Here is a 19,123-nt window from a genome sequence, read left to right on the forward strand (position 1 = left end):
TAAACACCAGTAAACAAAGGACTTTAAGAGTTTTTAAAGTTTTAGTTAAACACTTAAATACTCTCCGTAAAAGTAGTTTTAAGATCTTCCTGAGTAGGTCTTTACTTTTTAGACTTTTAAACACCCTTTTCACACGACCTATATAAAGGAGAAAAAAGAGCTGTAAAAAAACGATGTAAAAACAGAATTCGGTGTGAAATAAAAAGAGATGCGTGAAATGCTTAGATAGCCGTATAAAATTAATGGAATAACGAGGCCTTTTAACACTATTTAATGACATATGTTAAAAACTCTCCAAAACCCTTAAAAACTGTCACTTAAGTACTATTTAGATAAAGTAGATTGAATTGTTTTTCCATCTGAAAAGGTTAACGTATATTTGCAGCCTCAAAATATATGTAAATGAGCGCTTTTTCTAATAGACACATTGGTCCAAATTCAGCAGAGAAAACTGCTATGTTGGAGAAAATAGGTGTTAAATCTGTTGAAGAGTTGGTAGACAAGACAATACCAGCTCATATCCGTTTGAAGGGAGAATTAAATATTGACGCTGCTTTAACTGAGGAGGAGTACTTAGCTCACGCTCAAGAATTGGCTGCGAAAAACGAAGTATTTAAGTCTTTCATCGGTTTAGGATACAACGAAACTATTATTCCTCCAGTAATTCAACGTAACGTTCTAGAGAATCCAGGATGGTATACAGCATACACGCCGTATCAAGCTGAAATTTCTCAAGGTAGATTAGAAGCCTTGTTGAATTTCCAGACGATGGTAATGGAGCTTTCTGGAATGGAGTTGGCCAATGCATCTTTATTAGATGAGTCGACTGCCGTTGCTGAAGCTATGATCATGTTCTACAATGCTAGAAAAAGATCTGATGTAAAAGCAGGTAAGAACAAGTGTTTCGTTTCTGAGTTCTCTTTCCCTCAAACTATCGACGTAGTTAAAGGTAGAGCAGAAAACTTAGGAATTGAATTAGTTATAGGTAACCCAGAAACTTTCGAAGGAGATGATACTTTCTTCGGAGCTTTGGTACAGTACCCAGATGCTTTAGGTAGAGTAAAGAAAAACTTGGAAGGATTTATTTCAAGAATGCACGACAAAAACATCAAAGTTTCTGTAGCTGCTGATTTACTTTCTTTAGTATTGTTAAAATCTCCAGGTTCAATGGGAGCTGATGTTGTTTGTGGTTCAACACAACGTTTCGGTGTTCCTATGGGATACGGTGGACCTCACGCTGCTTACTTTGCAACAAGAGAAGAGTACAAAAGACACGTACCGGGAAGAATCATCGGAGTATCTAAAGATGTTGACGATAATGTAGCATTGCGTATGGCATTGCAAACACGTGAGCAACACATTAAAAGAGATAAGGCTACATCTAACATTTGTACAGCACAGGCTTTATTAGCAGTTATGGCGAGTATGTATGCAGTTTACCACGGACCACAAGGTATGCGTGAGATTGCTACATCTGTTCACAACAAGGCTAAAAAAGTAGCCGAAGGTGCAGTAGCTTTAGGATACGAATTAGGATACGATCAGTACTTCGACACAATTTGGTTGAAAACACCAGTTGGAGTAATGACAAATGATATTAAAAAATTAGCTGAAGCAAACAAATACAACTTCCGTTACATCAGTGGATCTGAAATGACTTTAAGTTTTGGAGAACGTGTAACAGAAGCGGATATCAACGGTGTTTTAGCTGTATTAGCAGCAGCTGTTAAGAAAAATGCAACAGCTACAACTTTAGATGCAACTATCGCTTTAGAAGATGAGTTCATGAGAGCTGACGCTGTGTTTACACACGAGGTTTTCAACAAGTACCACTCAGAGTCTAAAATGATGCGTTACTTGAAGCGTTTAGAGAACAAAGATTTATCATTAGTACACTCTATGATTCCATTAGGATCTTGTACAATGAAATTGAATGCTGCATCTGAATTAATGCCAATTACTTTCCCAGGATTTGCACACATGCACCCATTTGCGCCATTGGAGCAAGCTCAAGGGTACCATGAGATGTTTGAACAGTTAGAGAAAGATTTATGTGAAGCTACAGGTTTTGCAGCAATGTCTTTACAACCTAACTCTGGAGCACAAGGTGAATACGCAGGATTAATGGTGATTAAAGCGTACCACGAAGCAAACGGAGATACAGACAGAAAAGTTTGTTTAATTCCTTCTTCAGCGCATGGTACAAACCCAGCATCAGCAGTAATGGCAGGATTTGAAATCGTTGTTACGAAGTGTGATGAAATGGGTAACATCGACGTAGAAGATTTAAGAGCGAAAGCAGAAGAGCATAAAGATAGATTAGGTGCATTGATGGTAACTTATCCATCTACGCACGGAGTTTACGAAGAGGCAATTCAAGAAGTAACTTCTATCATTCACGAGAATGGTGGACAAGTTTACATGGATGGAGCTAACATGAATGCTCAGGTTGGTTTAACGAATCCAGGTAACATTGGAGCAGACGTTTGTCACTTGAACTTACACAAAACATTTGCAATTCCTCACGGTGGTGGTGGACCAGGAATGGGACCTATCGGAGTAGCAGCTCACTTGGCAGAATTCTTACCAGGATCTGTTATGATGGAAAAAGCAGGTGGTTCTAAAGCAATTAATGCAGTTTCTGCAGCGCCTTACGGATCAGCGTTAATCTTAATGATTTCTTACGCTTACATCAAAATGTTAGGAGCTAAAGGATTGAGACACTCAACGGAGATGGCAATTGTTAATGCGAATTACATCAAAGCAAGATTGAGCGAGCACTACGGTATTCTTTACACAGGTAAAAACAATACAGTAGCACACGAAATGATCTTGGATTGTAGAGAATTTAAACAAAACTCTGGTGTTACAGTAGCAGATATCGCTAAGCGTTTGATCGACTACGGATTCCACTCTCCAACAGTATCTTTCCCAGTAGCAGAAACATTAATGATTGAGCCTACTGAATCAGAAGATAAAGAAGAGTTAGACAGATTCTGTGATGCTTTAATTAGCATTAGAAAAGAGATCAAAGAGATTGAAAATGGTCATGCAGATAGAGAAAATAACTTGTTGAAAAATGCACCGCACACAGCAGATTGTATCATCAACAAAGATTGGAACTATCCTTACTCTCCACAAGAGGCAGCTTACCCAATTGAATACTTGAAAGATTACAAGTTCTGGGTAACAGTAAGAAGAATTGACGATGCATACGGGGATAGAAACTTAATGTGTTCTTGTCCGAGTGTAGAAAGCTACGAAATGGCTTAATACAATCGAAACTATAGATTTTAAAGCTCTTCCTTGTATAGGGAAGAGCTTTTTTTATATTACTGCCACATATGCAAAACACAAAATACATCTGGAACAGGTTTATATTCCCCTTTGTGCTCTTGGGATATTATTTTTATTTCTTTTACTTACTGTATAGTTTAATAAGTAATGTAGAATTCAATTTTACGCCTGTATTTGGGCTGTTACTCTTCTTAATTATACTCTATGTGTTTAGTATGCGTTACGTGGAGAAAAACGCCCTTTATATTAGTCGTAAACAAAAGTCAAGGTTAAACTGGTCTGTTTTATTTCTTCCCCTACTGGTGTTGTATGTTTATCACTCCATAGATCCTATAGCGATACATACGTGGTATATACTCATACTACCTATTCTAGCAGATTTGTTGATCAACAGATTTAAGCACAATGCTAAGGCATAAAAAAACCGCTACTCGAAAAAGCAGCGGTTTTTATACGTGTTGTATATTTTATGTAAACAATACACTTCCTCCGTATTGAGAAGAATCCACTGGATTCACAACCAATACTGGGATTTGTGCATCATTGGTAATCATGTATTGTTCGTAGTTGTTACTGAAAGCTCCGAATATACTGTTCTTGTGTATGTTCATAATAGCAATTAAATCAGCATCTACGTGAATAGCGTGTTTCACAATTTCCTTATCAAAACCAGAAGAAGGTGCTAAAGTTGCTGTAATTTCAATATCTCTTTCACTAAAGAACTTCTTAGCAAACTGAATATTTGCCTGTACTTTGTGCTTTAAGAATTCATCATTCTCATCTGGAGTAATTACGTGAACTCTAGATTTAAAATAACGAGCCATAGAAGCTACAACAGCTAATTTTTGTTTCGTTTCTTTATGTAAATCTAAAGGAACCACAATATCATCGTAACCTGAATCTTTCACAGGTTTTAATTGCGTTACAACAAATGGTACAGATGAGTAAGAAACAACTTTTAAGGCATGAGATCCTGTAATTTTTTGAACTCCTGAAGCACCATGTGTACCCATGAAAATTAATTCAGCGTCGTGTTCTGCAGCAAACTCTCCTATGTCGTCGAAAATATTTCCTACACGCACAGATGGAACAATTTCTACTTCTTCGTCAGAGAATTTTTCTAATTGTTTCGCTAATTCTTTACGTGCATCATCCAAATGCTTTTCTTTAGCTACAACATGTAGCGCATATATTTTTGCTTTCACAAATTTTGCAGTAACAATAGCATTTCTCATGGCGTTATCTGCTAATTCTGTAAAATCGTGAGGAACAATAAATGTTTTATCAGACATATTCTAGTTTTTGGTTTTATAGTCTATTACAAAATTAAACAATCTTTTATTAAGTAAGACTCGTATTTCTATACTTTAATATTAGTAATAATCTCTTAATATTTCAATCTAAATCATAAATAAAGCTTAATATTCTATATACCCTACCTTTCCTTTGATGCTTTAAAATTGTAGCAAATTATTGCTATGTCTATAACCGGAAATTTGTTAAAAGAAACTGCGCGACTCAGTTACGAATTTTTACCCAGAACAATCAGGAATCAGGCGCAAGACTTTACCTTGGAAAAATTACTTCAAAAGGCGAGGAAAACCGAATTCGGTTTACATTACGATTTCGATGCTATCTTAAACCATACTGATTCTACCGGTGAATTTACGCGAAGAGTACCCCTGTTTACCTATGCTGATTTTCACAAAGAGTGGTTACATAAACCCTTAAATGGTGAGAAAAATGTAATATGGCCTGGTAAAATAAATTACTTCGCTTTGTCTTCTGGAACCACAGTAGATACTAGTAAGAAGATACCTGTATCCGATAAGATGATACGTCAGTTTCAACGGACCAGTTTTCAACAATTGGCCGAGCTTTATGAATTTGATTTACACCCTAAATTTTACAACTCTTCTGTTCTCACCGTAGGGGGATCTACCCAATTAGAACGCACAAAAGATTATTTACAAGGCGACTTATCCGGCATACTTCAAAAAAATAAAAGTTTCGTTTTTAAACCTTTTACCAAACCCAACAATGGCATCGCTAAATTGACGGATTGGAATGAAAAAATGGAACAAATAATCGCCAAGGCACCCACTTGGGATATAGGTGTTATTGCTGGTGTTCCAACTTGGGTATTGATGTTGATTAACGGAATTGTAAAAACCTATAAATTAAAAAGTATACATGACATTTGGCCTAATTTTTCACTGTATTTGCACGGTGGGGTTTTTCTCGATGGTTATCGCGAGAAAATTGAAGCACTATGCGGTAAGGAAATCTTCTTCCAAAACACTTTACTAGCCTCTGAAGGTTATTTTGCCTACCAGAAAAATGTTTATCAAAAAGGATTGAATTTATTGCTCAATCATGGTGTATTTTATGAGTTTTTAGAAGAGAAATACTTTTCACTTGTCAATGATCACCGCAGTGTAAAAGATTTACCAACCTTAAATTTGAGTCAGGTAGAAGAAGGTAAAAATTATGGATTGATTATATCTACTTGTTCTGGATTATGGCGTTATCTTATTGGTGATGTTGTGCGTTTTCAAGATCTCAAAGAATTCAGGTTTGATTTGGTGGGAAGAGTATCACAAACATTGAATAGTGCGGGTGAGCACCTTTCTGTAGAGAATTTGAACGATGCTATCAATAGAACAGCAACAAATCTAGGTATGAATATTCAGGAATTCTGTGTATATCCGTCTAAAAATGGGAATAGACACAACTGGTATATAGGTGTAAATGCTAAGGTAGATACACGCCGTTTTGAAGTTGAACTTAACAGTAATTTATGTGCCTTAAATGACGATTATAGAACCTTGCGGAAGTACATGTTGAAAAGTCCAAAAGTAATTGCTCTACCCGTGGAGAAATTCTACGAATTTTTGGAGAGTAGAAATAAATTAGGCGGTCAACATAAATTTGCCCGAGTGATGAATAAAAATCAGGCTTTGGCTTGGGAAGCTTTCTTAACGCGTCTTGATTTATAGTACTTTACAATAGCATTAAAGAAAACGGCAAACACAATTAAAAAGGCACCGAGGTAAAAATACTCACCTACTTTTTCATTTTCATTTAAGAAAAGTGCCGCAATAATCATGGTATAAATAGGTTCCATATTAATACTCAAAGACACGGTAAACGCTCCTAAAAGCTTAGTAGTTTCTACCGAAGCCAAGAAGGCAACAGAAGTACAAATTATACCAAGAAATAATAGCCATGCAACATCTTCCCCATTGATTTTGGCGAGGTTGGATTGTAACTCTTCAAAACCAAAACTTGGCGCGAGTATTAAACAAATAGATAGTAAAATAAACCCACTAAACATTTCGTAAAGTGTTATAGTTGCGGCGGTAGTTTTGTTCACTAAATATCCATTAAACGTAGCAAAACAGGCTGCAAATAATCCAGCTAATAGTCCGAATACTATTCCTAAAACATTGGTTTCTACGGTAGAATCAAAGGTGATGATGAGTATACCAGCAACTACCAACAAGCTTAAAATAAATTCAGAAGCTTGGAATTTTCTTTTCATTACCAACGGTTCTAACCAGGAAACATGCATGGTTGCCGTGGCTGCACACACAATGGCTAAAGAGGCCGTTGAAACTTGTACACTTAAGAAGAAAAACAACCAATGCAAAGCCACCAGAAAACCTACACCTATGGTTTTAATAGCGGTTGCTTTGTCTTTAATCAAAATCTTTTTCTTTAAGATAAGCATGAAGACAAGGAGAGAAAGAAATGCAATTCCCATTCTATACCACACAATTCCAAGTGCATCAAGGTTGATCCATTTTCCTAAAATTGCTGTGTATCCCCATAAGAAGATAACTACGTGAAGTAGAATTTGATATTTAAAGACTTTACTCATGTCGTTTTAAAAATGTAGCGGCAAAGGTCGGTAGAAACTTTTATATTTTTCGTTTTTAGGAAAGGAATTAAACATTCATAAAATGACATTAACTTGTATTGTTAAGGAATGATTTCCCATCATTTTGGCTATTTTAGCCCCATGCAATTTAAGGATGTTGTAGGACACAAAGCATTAAAAGAACACATCATCAATGAGGTGAAGGAAGACAGGGTGAGTCATGCTCAACTCTTCTTTGGTAAAGCGGGGTATGGACCACTACCTATGGTCTTGGCTTTCGTACAATATATGTTTTGTCAGAACCCTACAGCAGATGATAGTTGTGGAATTTGTCCTTCATGTAGAAAAGTAGGGAAATTGGAACACCCAGATTTACACTTTTCTTTTCCTACAGTTCAAACCTTGTCGAAAACCTCGGATGGAATGCTTAAAGAGTGGAGACAACAGGTGATTGAACAACCTTATTTTAATCTCTACAATTGGATAGAACGTATCGACGATAAAAAGCGTAAACCCATTATTGGAGTTTCGGAAAGTGTAGAGATATTGCGTAAACTTACCTTGAAATCTTTTGAAGGAGGTAAAAAAGTAATGGTTATTTGGATGGCCGATGAAATGCATGTTTCTTGCTCCAATAAATTGTTGAAAATCATAGAAGAGCCACCAAAGGATACGGTGTTCTTTTTAATCAGTGAGAGTGTAGAGAACATCTTGCCGACCATAAATTCCCGAACGCAAAATGTTCATATTCCGCGTATAGATGAAGATGATTTGATGCGCTATTTGTTGCAGAACAGATTGACAACCGAGGCGTCTGTGAGTAGTATAGGTTTACGTGCCGAAGGAAACTTAATTGAAGCGGTAGATTTATCTGGAGCTCACGAACAAAAGGATGTAAACAGAGAATACTTTGTTTCGCTCATGCGTGTGTGTTACAAGAAAGATGTAAAGAGCATGTTGGGTTGGGCTGAGGAATTGGCACAGTTGGGTAGAGAAAGGCAAAAGAACTTCTTGAAATACGGACTCTACATGATACGCCAAAGTATGATGAAGAATTATACCGATGATTTACTCATGCGTTGTTCAGATGAAGAAGCAGATTTCTTGGCCAAATTTGCACGCTTTATTACCGGGAATAACGTTATGGACTTCTGCGAATTATTCAACGATGCCCACTACAATGTAGAGCGTAATGCCAATCCCAAAATATTGTTTACCAATATTACTTTTGAGATCATGCGTTATATACATAGGGCATAAAAAAACGGAAGCCTTTCGACTCCCGTTGTTTACTTTACTGCATTCGTTTAATAATAGAGTTGTAAAGTATCAATACCCTTTTCTCCGGTTATTCTTAAAGTATCTTCAATGATGTAAGTACTGTCATTTTTAGTGACTTCTAGTTGAGATAAAAAGGTGCGTTGATTATCTACTCGTGTGGCTGTTAAATGATCGGTGCATCCTTCAAAGTAACCATTTGAAAATTCTGGTATTACATCAAAAGGAAACCAATATGACCAATTGACGTCATTTCCTAATGTTATATCAGAATATCGCCACCTTGCTTTATCGTTATTGTCATAACAGTTCACATTTTTAAAGTGGTGAATCCACTGAATTTTTCTAACCACACAATATTCAAGGGTATTGTTTTGATCTTTGAATATTGCAGAATAAGGAGAGGGTTGCAAAATCAATTCCATGCCTTTTGTAAAACTTTTATCTACCGCAGGGATATATTCGTATTTACCTTTATCTGCTGCATTGAACACATAAGAAGCTTTTCCATCGACATCCGTGTATCCTTCCCATTCTAACTCTGCTTTAGAATCTGCAGGAAGCTTGTAACTTTTCATGCGATAAATTTTCACATGGACTCCTTCGAATTTTTCTTGGGTTACTGGGTTATACAGATGAAAATGAACTTGCGTCTCTTTCTTTGATTTTTTAATGCATCCTGCTCCTATTAAAAGTAGGCTACAGTACAATAATACGTTGCGTACTTGATTTTTCATGATTGTTTATTTTTATGATGTAAACTCCTTTTGGAAGCTTCAGTTCTTGCTTATTTCTATAGAGATTATTTTGTTGAATTAACTGTCCACTTAAATTGTATACAGCGTAATTGTATTCGTGATTAAATTCTTCCAAAATGTTCAAATAAACGCTTCCATTTGAAGGATTGGGGTAAACATTAAACCAGTTTTCTTCCTTATCTTTTTTAGAAAGAATAGATACTGTTGTTGCTTCAGGATTTGAAGATGGACTGGAATGAGTTAAACTTTTAGATTCAAAACATTCTATACCTTCTATTTTGAAAAGAGAATGCGTTCCAGCGAGCACTTCCGTCCCTGGTTTGATGATGATTTCATTTCCAGCTTTAACATCAACGGCTGAATTAGCACTGAAACGAGCGATTTTAAAATCTGTTCTATCCGTTACTTTTTGTCCAAGAAAAACCTTTTTGGGTGCATGAATTTTCGCGTGATAGGTATAATTGGGTCTACAAAAACCGCCATAATTTTCATTTTGAATATAGGCATTTTCATAGTCTACTTCGTTCAAACAAAAGTCCAAGCAAGGATGAATGTAAGAATTAGCAACACGTTCATAAGGTTCGTCATAATCATTATAATCATCTCTTTCAACGCGGTTACAGTACAAGTGTTCTTCATTAATACTAGAAGAAAATACTGCATCAAAAGGAGTTAAATGCATATAGTGGGTGGCAGGTTTTGTTAAATGAGGGTACCCATAAAAATCTGATTTATTATTAGATGCAACATCTGAAAATTTAGTAAACATAAGATTGTTGTTTCCCATATTATAATCTAATCTATAACCAGTACTCACAGGGTCAAAATTGCGAATATCATGTACAAATACGGTTGGAGTAAAGCAGAATTGGGTATATTTCTTTTTTATATCTGCCGATCCAGCAAGGAAAGCATAATCCATCAACATAACAATAGCATCTAAAGGGTTGTCTTTTACAAATACAGTTCCCCCTGGGGCATTATCAATTACTAAACATTCGTTATTGGTATTGAAATCAGTATTTATCGACCAATTTCCATTTAAAATTTCTTCATAAGTAAAAACAGTATTTCCACCTTGAATATTAAATTGACTACGTCTGTATTTACCGAGGTGATTTTTTTCATAGGGTATTAAGCCTTCGGTGAATGGGTAAGGATATTGCTGGTTGGTACCGTTAGCATAGTTTCCTTTATTAGCTCCTTGAGCAATGGATATATTTCTTGTAAAAGAAGGATACCCAGGAATATGGCTATTTTTACTGTGGTTATAATCGTTAAATAATTCCATCATAGATGTGCGCATAAAATGAGGTCCTTGATGCGGAATTTCATTGTTTGCAATATCACCCGTCTCCGTATAATAATAGTGGAGTAATTCTTTGGTTAATGGCGCCTCGAGAATTTGGTTTAATCCATCTATGTGTAATCCTAAATTAGGCCAGTTGGATTCGGTATACATATGTTTAACCATATGTTGGGCGGCCAATGGAATGTTTGCACCTCTATGTTCTCCATCAAAGGATATATATAGTTTGGTTTGGTGATGTTCAGCATTTTCATTGAGGTGTTGATATTCCATTTTTAATAATGCCAAACGTGTGGCAATAGAACCAGCACTGTATCCCATAATCACATTTTCCTCCCTAGAGCCATTTACGTTTTTAACTTGATTGATATATTTTATCAGTTTGATAAGTGCATTCGCATTCATTTCAACGCGTTCATTGGGAGGAAAAAATTTACAGATGATAATATCAAACCCCTGAGCCCTCATGTTTTCTATCATTTCGAAATTATTGAATTGCGTATACAAATCATCGAAAGTTGCAGGCCATTTAGCTTTAAAAAAGTTAAGGTTATTAAATAATTGATTATCTGAGTATGGTCCCCATCCAGCTACTACTATCAAAGGTTTTTCAATGTAGTTTCTTCCACAAGCATATTGAACTTTAAAATGAAGTTCAGTGCTACTTTCAGATCCTTCTATTTTCCCAGATATGTCTGAATAGAAAATTTCGCTTTTTGCAGATAAAGGTTCTGTTTTGTGAATTTTCAATTGAAATGTATTGGAAAAACTCGTGTTATCGTCATAAATGATTTTAATATCTAGTTCATTTAATTCATGCTCAACATAATCGAATAGTTGTATGGTTTCATTTTCGAAAAGGGAAATATTTTCTCCATCTAATGTTAATTCTACACGCTTAATGGACTTATCTTTATTTGTGAAGAATAACTCATTGTTCCAATAGAATCTAACATTTGGATTGATGAGGTGCTTGATAAAAGGTCCAGCGATTTGAATATTCATACGGTAAGCATCATTTTTAGAGAACATAGGATAAGGTTTATCGCTGTTCCATTCTTTAATGAGTGTTTCTTTATCCAGTTTTAGTCGTTGGAAATCCATGTCAAATATCATGATTGGAATATCCATATAAGATTCTGGAGAAACCCTGTAAAATTCCTCATAAATAGGAGTGGTTATTGCTGATTTGTTAAACTCGCGTTGAACATCACAGTTTTCCATGATATGTAACATTTGAGATAATTTATCTCCATTAACCTTATTGGAATTTCCCAGTTCTGTTAGGTAATTGTTCAGGCTAAATTCATCTGACATACTCTTGTAGTCCAAGTTGAGTAGGTAGCCAGAATTAAAGTTGTTTAGGTTAGTGTTGGAGAAGGCATATTCTGCATACTCCTTCGTTGAACCAAAGGTTCTGGTTTCTGTTTGTGCGGCTAGCATCCCGCTAGCACACACAATGATTATGTAGATTAGGTTTTTCATGACTCAATTATTTTAGGTTAGCACAGATTTGTTGAATTATTAAGGTTTGTTGTACCAATAATTCTTGTTGAGTTTTTAACAACTTTTGTTGTTCCTCTAAAGTAGCTTTGAGTTGTTCTTGTTCTTTGTTTTGTGCGATTAAGTACAAGGTTAACTCTTCCACTTTTTCCATGAGAAGTTTATTACTTGTACCCAAGTCTAATCCTTCAGATACTACTGAGTCAGCCGCTGGTATATTGGGTAAGTGACCGTTTTTGTCTATATAACTTTCAAGGCTGTCTAGACTCATTAAACTGTATTCTTTTTCAAATACATAATCAGGCCATGTATCTAAATTTACTCTAATTTCTCGCGCATAAAGTACTCCTTCATTAGAGAGCTTTAGTACTTTTTCGTGGTTATTTTCTACCAGTAATATCGTACTGTTTGCAGTTTTAGATAAACCCGAATTTATATGAAGGTTAGCTTCGGGATTCATTACTTGTATTCCTACCTTAGCGTTTGTAGGACATTGAGAAACGGTAACTATTTTTCCAGGGTAACTTGCCCATGAAGGTGTTCCATTAATGGTGTTCCCAAACTTGTCTTTACAGTTGATTTCTAAATCTCCATTTTGTAATTCATCATCAGGTACAGATTGTGCAATGCTAAAAGAGCTGGTTAATACTACACTTGCAATTGCAATAATTCGAGTTGTTAAATTTAAATTTTTCATCGTGTTAGGTTTTTAGATTTGTAACAAATGTATAACCTTGTTTAAACTCAATCCAAATGAAAACCAGTGATTTACGAGAATCCACAGGGTAAGGATTCTCGCAGGTTACAGCATGTTAAATATGGTATATAACTGTATTTCAGTGTGTTATTTTGACGTGATTAGGAAATAGTTAAATAATGATCAAATTGTAGATATTCAATATTCGAATGGATTGAAGTGAATAATTGAACTATTTCTTATCTGAAATATTTCCTACTTTTAAAAAAAAAAATTGTTCACGACTTATTTTACAGGGTTACAAGTAATCTTCTTCTGTATTACTTTTCTATTTTTCGTTTTAAGTCTTATTACCTATCAGAAAGGGAATAAAACATGGGCGGTTTTCTTTTTGTTTATGGGAGCCTTGAGTATATATACTTGTGCTACTTTGTTAGATCCTTTTTTGAATGTATGGGATGAACGCTTTCATGCCTTGGTGGCCAAGAATTTGATTAACCATCCTTTAAAACCAACGCTTTACGACAGTTTACCCATTACGGCAGATTATTCGGGTTGGGATAAAGCACACATTTGGTTACATAAACAACCCCTGTTTTTATGGCAAATGGCTTTAAGTATGAAGCTTTTTGGAGCAAATGAAGTTGCTTTGCGTTTACCCAGCGCCATAATGTGCGCGTTGTTGGTGCCTATGGCATACAGAATGGGAAAATGCTTGGTGAACGATAGGGTAGGATACATTACTGCACTGCTTTTCTTTTCCTCTTTTTACCTCATAGAATTGGTTTCGGGGAGAGGAATGCTAGAGCACAATGACGTTGCTTTTTTGTTTTATGTAACCGCTAGTTTTTGGGCTTGGATAGAGTTTATTCGTTCAAAAAAGAAGTATTGGATAATAGCGATTGGAGTAGCTGTGGGAGCAGCTATATTGTGTAAATGGCTGGTTGGTTTAAGTGTTTTTATGGGATGGGGTATGTACATACTGCTTAAAGAAAGCAAACAATTTTCGGCGTATTTGTACTTGTTTTCAGCCCTAGTTATTGCCTTAATTATAGCTTTACCCTGGCAGTTTTTAACCTTTGCGTGGTATCCCCAAGAAGCGGCCCACGAAATGGCGTATAACAGCAAACATTTTTTTGAAGTGATAGAAGGTCATGATGGAGAATTCCTATATCACATCTATAGAATGAAAGAGATGTTTATCAACCATGCCTTGTACTTGGTGATTCCCGGATTTTTCTTTTTGTACAGAAAAATGGAGAACAAAGCTTTGTTTTTTGGGTTGCTAACTATATGTCTGGGAGTTGAATTATTTTTTGCTTTTGCCCAAACAAAGATGCCTTCTTTTACGCTGATATTAGCGTTTCCATTTTTCGTGGCAATAGCTAGTTTTTTTAACGGTGTATTAGATGTTGTAGAAAGAATAGTAAATTCCAAAATCATCTTCGTAAGTATATTTTCAGTGGGCTTATCTTTTCTGGTATTTTTTAGGATAGACCTAGATGAATTACAAGCAAAACACACCTTGTGGAAATCGGAGAATGTTTATACCAAATATATGATGGAAAACAGAGCCATCTATTTTGATTTGAGAGATAGCTTAGACGAACAGACGGTCATCTTTAACGTGGGAGGTAGACATTATGTAGAGTGTATGTTTTATACCCAAAACATAGCCTATTCTTTTGTGCCGTCTAAAGAACAATATTTAGAATTGAAAGCAAAGGGCTTAAAGGTAGCGTTGATGTTAACCCCTGGTTTAGAAATACCTACTTACCTGAAAGAGGATCAAAACACTGTGTATATAACGCAAAGATTACAAGGCTTGTATTAAAAGTACAGTAGTATTCAATATCAAATAGGGACAGCAACGGCAGCGCCCGGGACTAAATATTTAGGTATACTTGGTGAAAAATTACGACCAACGGAAGTGATTTTGAACCCTAGTTAACCTTACTATTTAGGGTAGGGACTACAGTGTATGGCCCGGCTATTTGCCTTCTCATTTTATACAGGTAAAGCAGTAGAATTTTTTACTTCTCCTATGGTGAAAATGCTATGTGTACTTCCAATATGTTTAAGCGCGGTGAGTTTGGTGATCATAAAATCGCGGTAAGATTGCATGTCTTTTACATAGATTTTTAAGATGTAATCATAGTCACCCGAAACATGAAAACACTCTACTACTTCCTCTAATTTTTTTACTTCTTTTTCGAAGTAAGTAACGTATTCTTTAGAGTGTTGCGAAAGCCTGACGTGACAAATAACCAAGAAAGGTTTTTCAATTTTGTTTTTATCTACCAAGGCAACATAGTCCTTAATAACACCTTCTTTTTCTAATTTCTTAATACGTTCGTAAACCGCAGTAACGGATAAGTTAAGTAGTGCAGCTAATTGCTTGTTGGTGCGTTTGCTATCTTCTTGGAGTAGGTTGATTAACTTTTTATCTGTAGCGTCTAATTTCATGCTGAAAATTTTTCTATTGACTAGGGGATTATGTTTTAGTTTATTGAAAATAAAACTACAAAATAGTGATTATATAGTTTAATAAACTGTATTAGTGTTGAATGATTGATTATTTATCAGTAAATCACGAACTTTAGTAAAAACTATAAGCATGAAATTTAAACCCGCAAATAACATTCAAGACCTACAATATTTTGGTGAGTTTGGAGGAGTTAACCCTTCAATTTCTGATTCTACAACCTATACTTTTTTATCGGCAAAATCTATGTTCGATACTTTTGAAGGAAACACAGAGGGTTGTTATTTGTATTCGCGACATACTTCGCCAAGTAATTTGTATTTATCTGAAGCTTTGGCGCAGATGGAAGGTACAGAAACAGCTAATGTTGCTTCTACAGGAATGGGAGCCATAACACCGGTTATTTTGCAATTGTGTGGTGCTGGAGATCATATTGTATCGAGTAGAACCATCTATGGTGGGACCTATGCCTTTCTAAAGAATTTTACGCCGCGTTTGGGAATAGAGACTTCTTTTGTGGATATCACAAAGTTAGATGTTGTGGAAGCAGCCATTACGCCGAAAACAAAGATTTTGTATTGTGAAACAGTATCTAATCCCTTGTTGGAAGTAGCGGATGTACCTGCACTTTCTAAATTGGCTAAAAAGCACGGGTTAACACTTATTGTTGACAACACTTTTTCACCTTTGTGTATTTCTCCAGCGCAATTAGGAGCAGATATCGTTGTACACAGTTTAACTAAGTTTATCAACGGAGCTTCTGATACAATGGGAGGAGTAATTTGTGCGAGTAGAGAATTTATTGATGCTACCAAAAGTGTAAACGACGGAGCAAGTATGTTGTTGGGAGCAGCGATGGATAGTCAACAGTCTTCCTCAATTTTAAAGAATTTAAGAACCTTACATATTCGAATGAAGCAACACAGTTATAACGCTGCTTATTTGGCCGAACGTTTTGAAAAAGATGGTTTGAAAACAGTTTACCCAGGTTTGAAATCGCACCCTTCGCATGAAGTATTTACATCTATGATGAATGAAGAGTATGGTTATGGTGGAATGTTAACTGTTGATGCTGGATCTTTGGAAAAAGCGAATGCTTTGATGGAGTTGATGCAAGAACGCAACTTGGGATATTTGGCTGTGAGTTTAGGTTTCTATAAAACCTTATTCTCAGCACCAGGTACTTCTACCTCATCAGAAATACCGGAAGAAGAGCAAAAAGAAATGGGCTTGTCGGATGGAATTATTCGTTTTTCTATCGGTTTAGATAACGATATAGAAAGAACTTATGATATGATGAAGGCATGCATGAAAGACGTTGGAGTACTTTAAATTGAATAGTTGAAATTAAAAATTTCGGAAGGTCTGGCATTGATGCTGGACCTTTTTTATTATGTGCGGTAATGCAAAAACTAACTGACCAATTAAATTTGCGACTATGAAAATAGCCAAACACCTAAGTAGTATACTTTTCTTTGTGATGTTAATCATTTTTGCGGCAAGTAAAATTACCGCACAATTCGATTTCTTATTGATAACCTCTTTAATCGTTTTAACGAGTCTAGTTGCTTACAAAGTATACCAATTGAAGGAAGTATTGAAATAAAAAAAGGAAACGACATTAGTCGTTTCCTAAACAATAAATATTCTAGGTATCGAACTTAAAATCCTTGATAGATTTCTAAGTCAATTTGTCTCTTCCTTGGGTCTACACCAATAATTTGAACTTTTACTTTATCACCAAAATTGTATTCTTTGGTTGTATTTCTACCCACGATGCTAAAAACATCCTGATCGAAGTAAAAATTGTCATCAGGTAAACTTTGTAAACTCACCATTCCTTCACATTGGTTTTCGTCCATTTTCACGAACATTCCAAAATCGGCTAACCCAGAAACAGTTCCTTCGAAAACTTCTCCAACTTTATCTTTCACAAATTTCACCTGGAAGTATTTGTTAGAATCTCTTTCCGCTTCTGTTGCTTTCTTCTCTTGGCGAGAAATACGCTTACAAATATCATCCAATACACCACTGTAAGGGTGCGTTTTACCATTCAATTCATCAAAGAGTATTCTATGTACCATTAAATCGGCGTAACGACGAATAGGAGAAGTGAAGTGGGTATAGTATTCAAACGCTAAACCGTAGTGACCTATGTTTTTAGTTTCGTAGGTTGCTTTCGACATCGATCTTATAGCCATCAACTGAATGAGTCCATATTCATTCTTCAATTTAATATCGCTCAACAAGGCATTGATAGCAGCAGAAATTTCATCTTCATTTGAGAAGTGAATTTCATACCCAAACTTGTCTATAAAAGTTTTGAAGGTTTCAATTTTACCGATATCAGGCTTATCGTGAACCCTGTAAACAAAAGGAACATTTCCAGCCTTATCTTTTTTCTTCCCTACAAATTCTGCCACTTTTTTATTGGCAAGCAGCATGAATTCTTCGATCAGTTTATTGGCATCTTTCGAAACTTTGTAAACAACCTCTATAGGTTCACCGTCTTCATCCAATTTAAATTTCACCTCTTCAGACTCTATGTTCAAGGCGCCATTTTTCAGACGTTTTTTACGGTAGATTTTGGCAATTTTATCCAAGGCAAGGATTTCCTCTTTCATATCTCCTTCAGCACCTTCAATAATTTCTTGCGCTTCTTCGTAGGTAAAACGTCTGTCACTATGAATCACCGTTTTTCCAAACCACTGGTTAAAGATTTTTCCTTTTTCATCCATTTCGAAAATGGCAGAGAAAGTGTATTTATCTTCATTTGGTCGTAAAGAGCACGCTAAGTTAGAAAGCTGTTCCGGAAGCATAGGAATTACTCTATCTACCAAGTAAACAGAGTTACTTCTTTTCAACGCTTCAACGTCCATTGCGCTATCTGGGGTAACATAATGACTCACATCGGCAATGTGAATACCTACCTCAATATTTCCGTTTTCAAGGACTTGGTAAGAAAGTGCATCATCGAAATCTTTTGCATCAAATGGATCTATGGTAAAGGTCGTTACTTTACGCATATCCCTGCGCTTTTTAATCTCTTCAGGATCCAATTCCATACTCACCTTCTCGGCTTGTTGTACGACGGCTTGTGGGAAGCTTGTTTCGAAATCATTGCTGATTAGAATAGCTTTCATTTCCGTGTCGTTGTCTCCAGGTTTCCCCAAAACTTCAACAATTTCTCCGAAGGGATTCTGCATGGCTTTAGGCCAAGAAACTAATTTACAGACTACCTTATCGCCATCCTTAGCTCCATTGAGTCGCTCAGGTGTAACGTAAAGGTCCATGTTTAAACGTTGGTTGTCTGTTGCAACAAAAGCAAATTTAGGATGCATTTCAACCGTCCCCACAAACTGTGTTCGCTTGCGTTCTGTTACTTCTATTACTTTTCCTTCTATACGACGTTTACCGTATTTGATTACCATTACCTTCACTTTATCTCCATGAAGTGCTTGGTTGGTGTTTTCAGGTTGGATAAAAATATCTTTTTCTAGACCTTCAATTATTACGAAACCGGCACCACGTTGTGTGATTTCAATTTCACCTTCGAAATATTCAGTTTTAGCTTCGTTGATACAGAAGTTACCGCGAGAATATTCGTTGAGGATTTCATCATCTTTAAGCTCGTACATGGCTGTTAATACCAGTTTACGAGTAGCACCATCTTTAACTCCTAAAGCGGCACTGATTTGTTTATAATTGAGTTGGGCGTCTGGGTTTTGTTCAAATACCTTACGGATATTCGTTTTTAATCTTTGTTTAAGTTTGTTGGATTTTTTTCCGCCTTTTTTCTTTTTTCTTGACATATATTGTATTGTAAGATAAGCGAATATTAGTGCTTACCTAATGGGTACAAAGGTAAGTAAATTCGCGACGTAGCTCATCGCCATAATTTTAAGAAATGGTT

Annotated in this window: 14 protein-coding genes; 7 read left to right on the forward strand and 7 right to left on the reverse strand. The window is 35.9% G+C overall.

Annotated elements, in window-relative coordinates:
• Positions 1-402: 402 nt before the first annotated feature.
• Both gcvP and R3333_RS00345 read left to right on the forward strand, forming a co-directional pair.
• Positions 403-3,273, forward strand: coding sequence for an aminomethyl-transferring glycine dehydrogenase (gene gcvP / locus R3333_RS00340; RefSeq protein ID WP_318956581.1), 2,871 nt, complete (start codon positions 403-405; stop codon positions 3,271-3,273).
• Positions 3,274-3,344: 71 nt separating this feature from the next.
• Positions 3,345-3,716 (forward strand): hypothetical protein, encoded by a 372-nt coding sequence (locus R3333_RS00345; protein ID WP_318956582.1) that lies wholly within the window; start codon positions 3,345-3,347, stop codon positions 3,714-3,716.
• A 48-nt stretch (positions 3,717-3,764) separates the two neighbouring features.
• On the opposite strand, the gene R3333_RS00350 is transcribed toward R3333_RS00345, so the two are convergent.
• Complete coding sequence (locus R3333_RS00350) at positions 3,765-4,589, reverse strand: universal stress protein (protein WP_318956583.1); 825 nt, start codon at positions 4,587-4,589, stop codon at positions 3,765-3,767.
• A gap of 186 nt (positions 4,590-4,775) precedes the next feature.
• On the opposite strand from R3333_RS00350, the gene R3333_RS00355 reads away from it, so the two are divergent.
• Positions 4,776-6,296 (forward strand): GH3 auxin-responsive promoter family protein, encoded by a 1,521-nt coding sequence (locus R3333_RS00355; RefSeq protein ID WP_318956584.1) that lies wholly within the window; start codon positions 4,776-4,778, stop codon positions 6,294-6,296.
• On the opposite strand, the gene R3333_RS00360 is transcribed toward R3333_RS00355, so the two are convergent.
• Positions 6,251-7,180 (reverse strand): DMT family transporter, encoded by a 930-nt coding sequence (locus R3333_RS00360; RefSeq protein ID WP_318956585.1) that lies wholly within the window; start codon positions 7,178-7,180, stop codon positions 6,251-6,253. The genes R3333_RS00355 and R3333_RS00360 overlap by 46 nt on opposite strands.
• Before the next feature lie 141 nt (positions 7,181-7,321).
• Here R3333_RS00360 and R3333_RS00365 point away from each other — a divergent pair, with 141 nt between their 5' ends.
• Positions 7,322-8,440 carry a DNA polymerase III subunit gene (locus R3333_RS00365; protein ID WP_318956586.1) on the forward strand — a complete coding sequence of 373 codons (1,119 nt, stop codon included), beginning with the start codon at positions 7,322-7,324 and terminating at the stop codon, positions 8,438-8,440.
• A gap of 47 nt (positions 8,441-8,487) precedes the next feature.
• Here R3333_RS00365 and R3333_RS00370 read toward each other — a convergent pair whose 3' ends face one another.
• Genes R3333_RS00370 through R3333_RS00380 form a run of 3 tightly spaced genes read right to left on the reverse strand, consistent with a single transcriptional unit; the run spans position 8,488 to position 12,725 of the window.
• Positions 8,488-9,195 carry a hypothetical protein gene (locus R3333_RS00370; RefSeq protein ID WP_318956587.1) on the reverse strand — a complete coding sequence of 236 codons (708 nt, stop codon included), beginning with the start codon at positions 9,193-9,195 and terminating at the stop codon, positions 8,488-8,490.
• On the reverse strand, positions 9,158-12,010 hold the full coding sequence (locus R3333_RS00375) for a T9SS type A sorting domain-containing protein (RefSeq protein ID WP_318956588.1): 2,853 nt from the start codon (positions 12,008-12,010) through the stop codon (positions 9,158-9,160). The genes R3333_RS00370 and R3333_RS00375 overlap by 38 nt, the downstream gene beginning before the upstream one ends.
• Positions 12,011-12,017: 7 nt before the next feature.
• Positions 12,018-12,725, reverse strand: a complete 708-nt coding sequence (locus tag R3333_RS00380; protein WP_318956589.1) for a hypothetical protein — start codon at positions 12,723-12,725, stop codon at positions 12,018-12,020.
• Between the two features lie 274 nt (positions 12,726-12,999).
• Between R3333_RS00380 and R3333_RS00385 the strand changes: the two genes are divergently transcribed.
• Positions 13,000-14,559, forward strand: coding sequence for an ArnT family glycosyltransferase (locus tag R3333_RS00385; RefSeq protein ID WP_318956590.1), 1,560 nt, complete (start codon positions 13,000-13,002; stop codon positions 14,557-14,559).
• 173 nt (positions 14,560-14,732) lie between these two features.
• On the opposite strand, the gene R3333_RS00390 is transcribed toward R3333_RS00385, so the two are convergent.
• Positions 14,733-15,191 carry an Lrp/AsnC family transcriptional regulator gene (locus R3333_RS00390; protein WP_318956591.1) on the reverse strand — a complete coding sequence of 153 codons (459 nt, stop codon included), beginning with the start codon at positions 15,189-15,191 and terminating at the stop codon, positions 14,733-14,735.
• Between the two features lie 151 nt (positions 15,192-15,342).
• Between R3333_RS00390 and R3333_RS00395 the strand changes: the two genes are divergently transcribed.
• Together R3333_RS00395 and R3333_RS00400 are read left to right on the forward strand one after the other, a co-directional pair.
• Positions 15,343-16,542, forward strand: coding sequence for an aminotransferase class I/II-fold pyridoxal phosphate-dependent enzyme (locus tag R3333_RS00395; protein ID WP_318956592.1), 1,200 nt, complete (start codon positions 15,343-15,345; stop codon positions 16,540-16,542).
• A gap of 106 nt (positions 16,543-16,648) precedes the next feature.
• Positions 16,649-16,816 carry a hypothetical protein gene (locus R3333_RS00400; RefSeq protein WP_318956593.1) on the forward strand — a complete coding sequence of 56 codons (168 nt, stop codon included), beginning with the start codon at positions 16,649-16,651 and terminating at the stop codon, positions 16,814-16,816.
• Positions 16,817-16,871: 55 nt separating this feature from the next.
• Here R3333_RS00400 and rnr read toward each other — a convergent pair whose 3' ends face one another.
• Entirely contained in the window at positions 16,872-19,022 is a 2,151-nt protein-coding gene (gene rnr / locus R3333_RS00405; RefSeq protein ID WP_318956594.1) for a ribonuclease R, read from the reverse strand.
• Positions 19,023-19,123: the final 101 nt, after the last annotated feature.

Source organism: Lishizhenia sp., from assembly GCF_033720595.1.
Lineage (GTDB): Bacteria > Bacteroidota > Bacteroidia > Flavobacteriales_D > Crocinitomicaceae > Lishizhenia.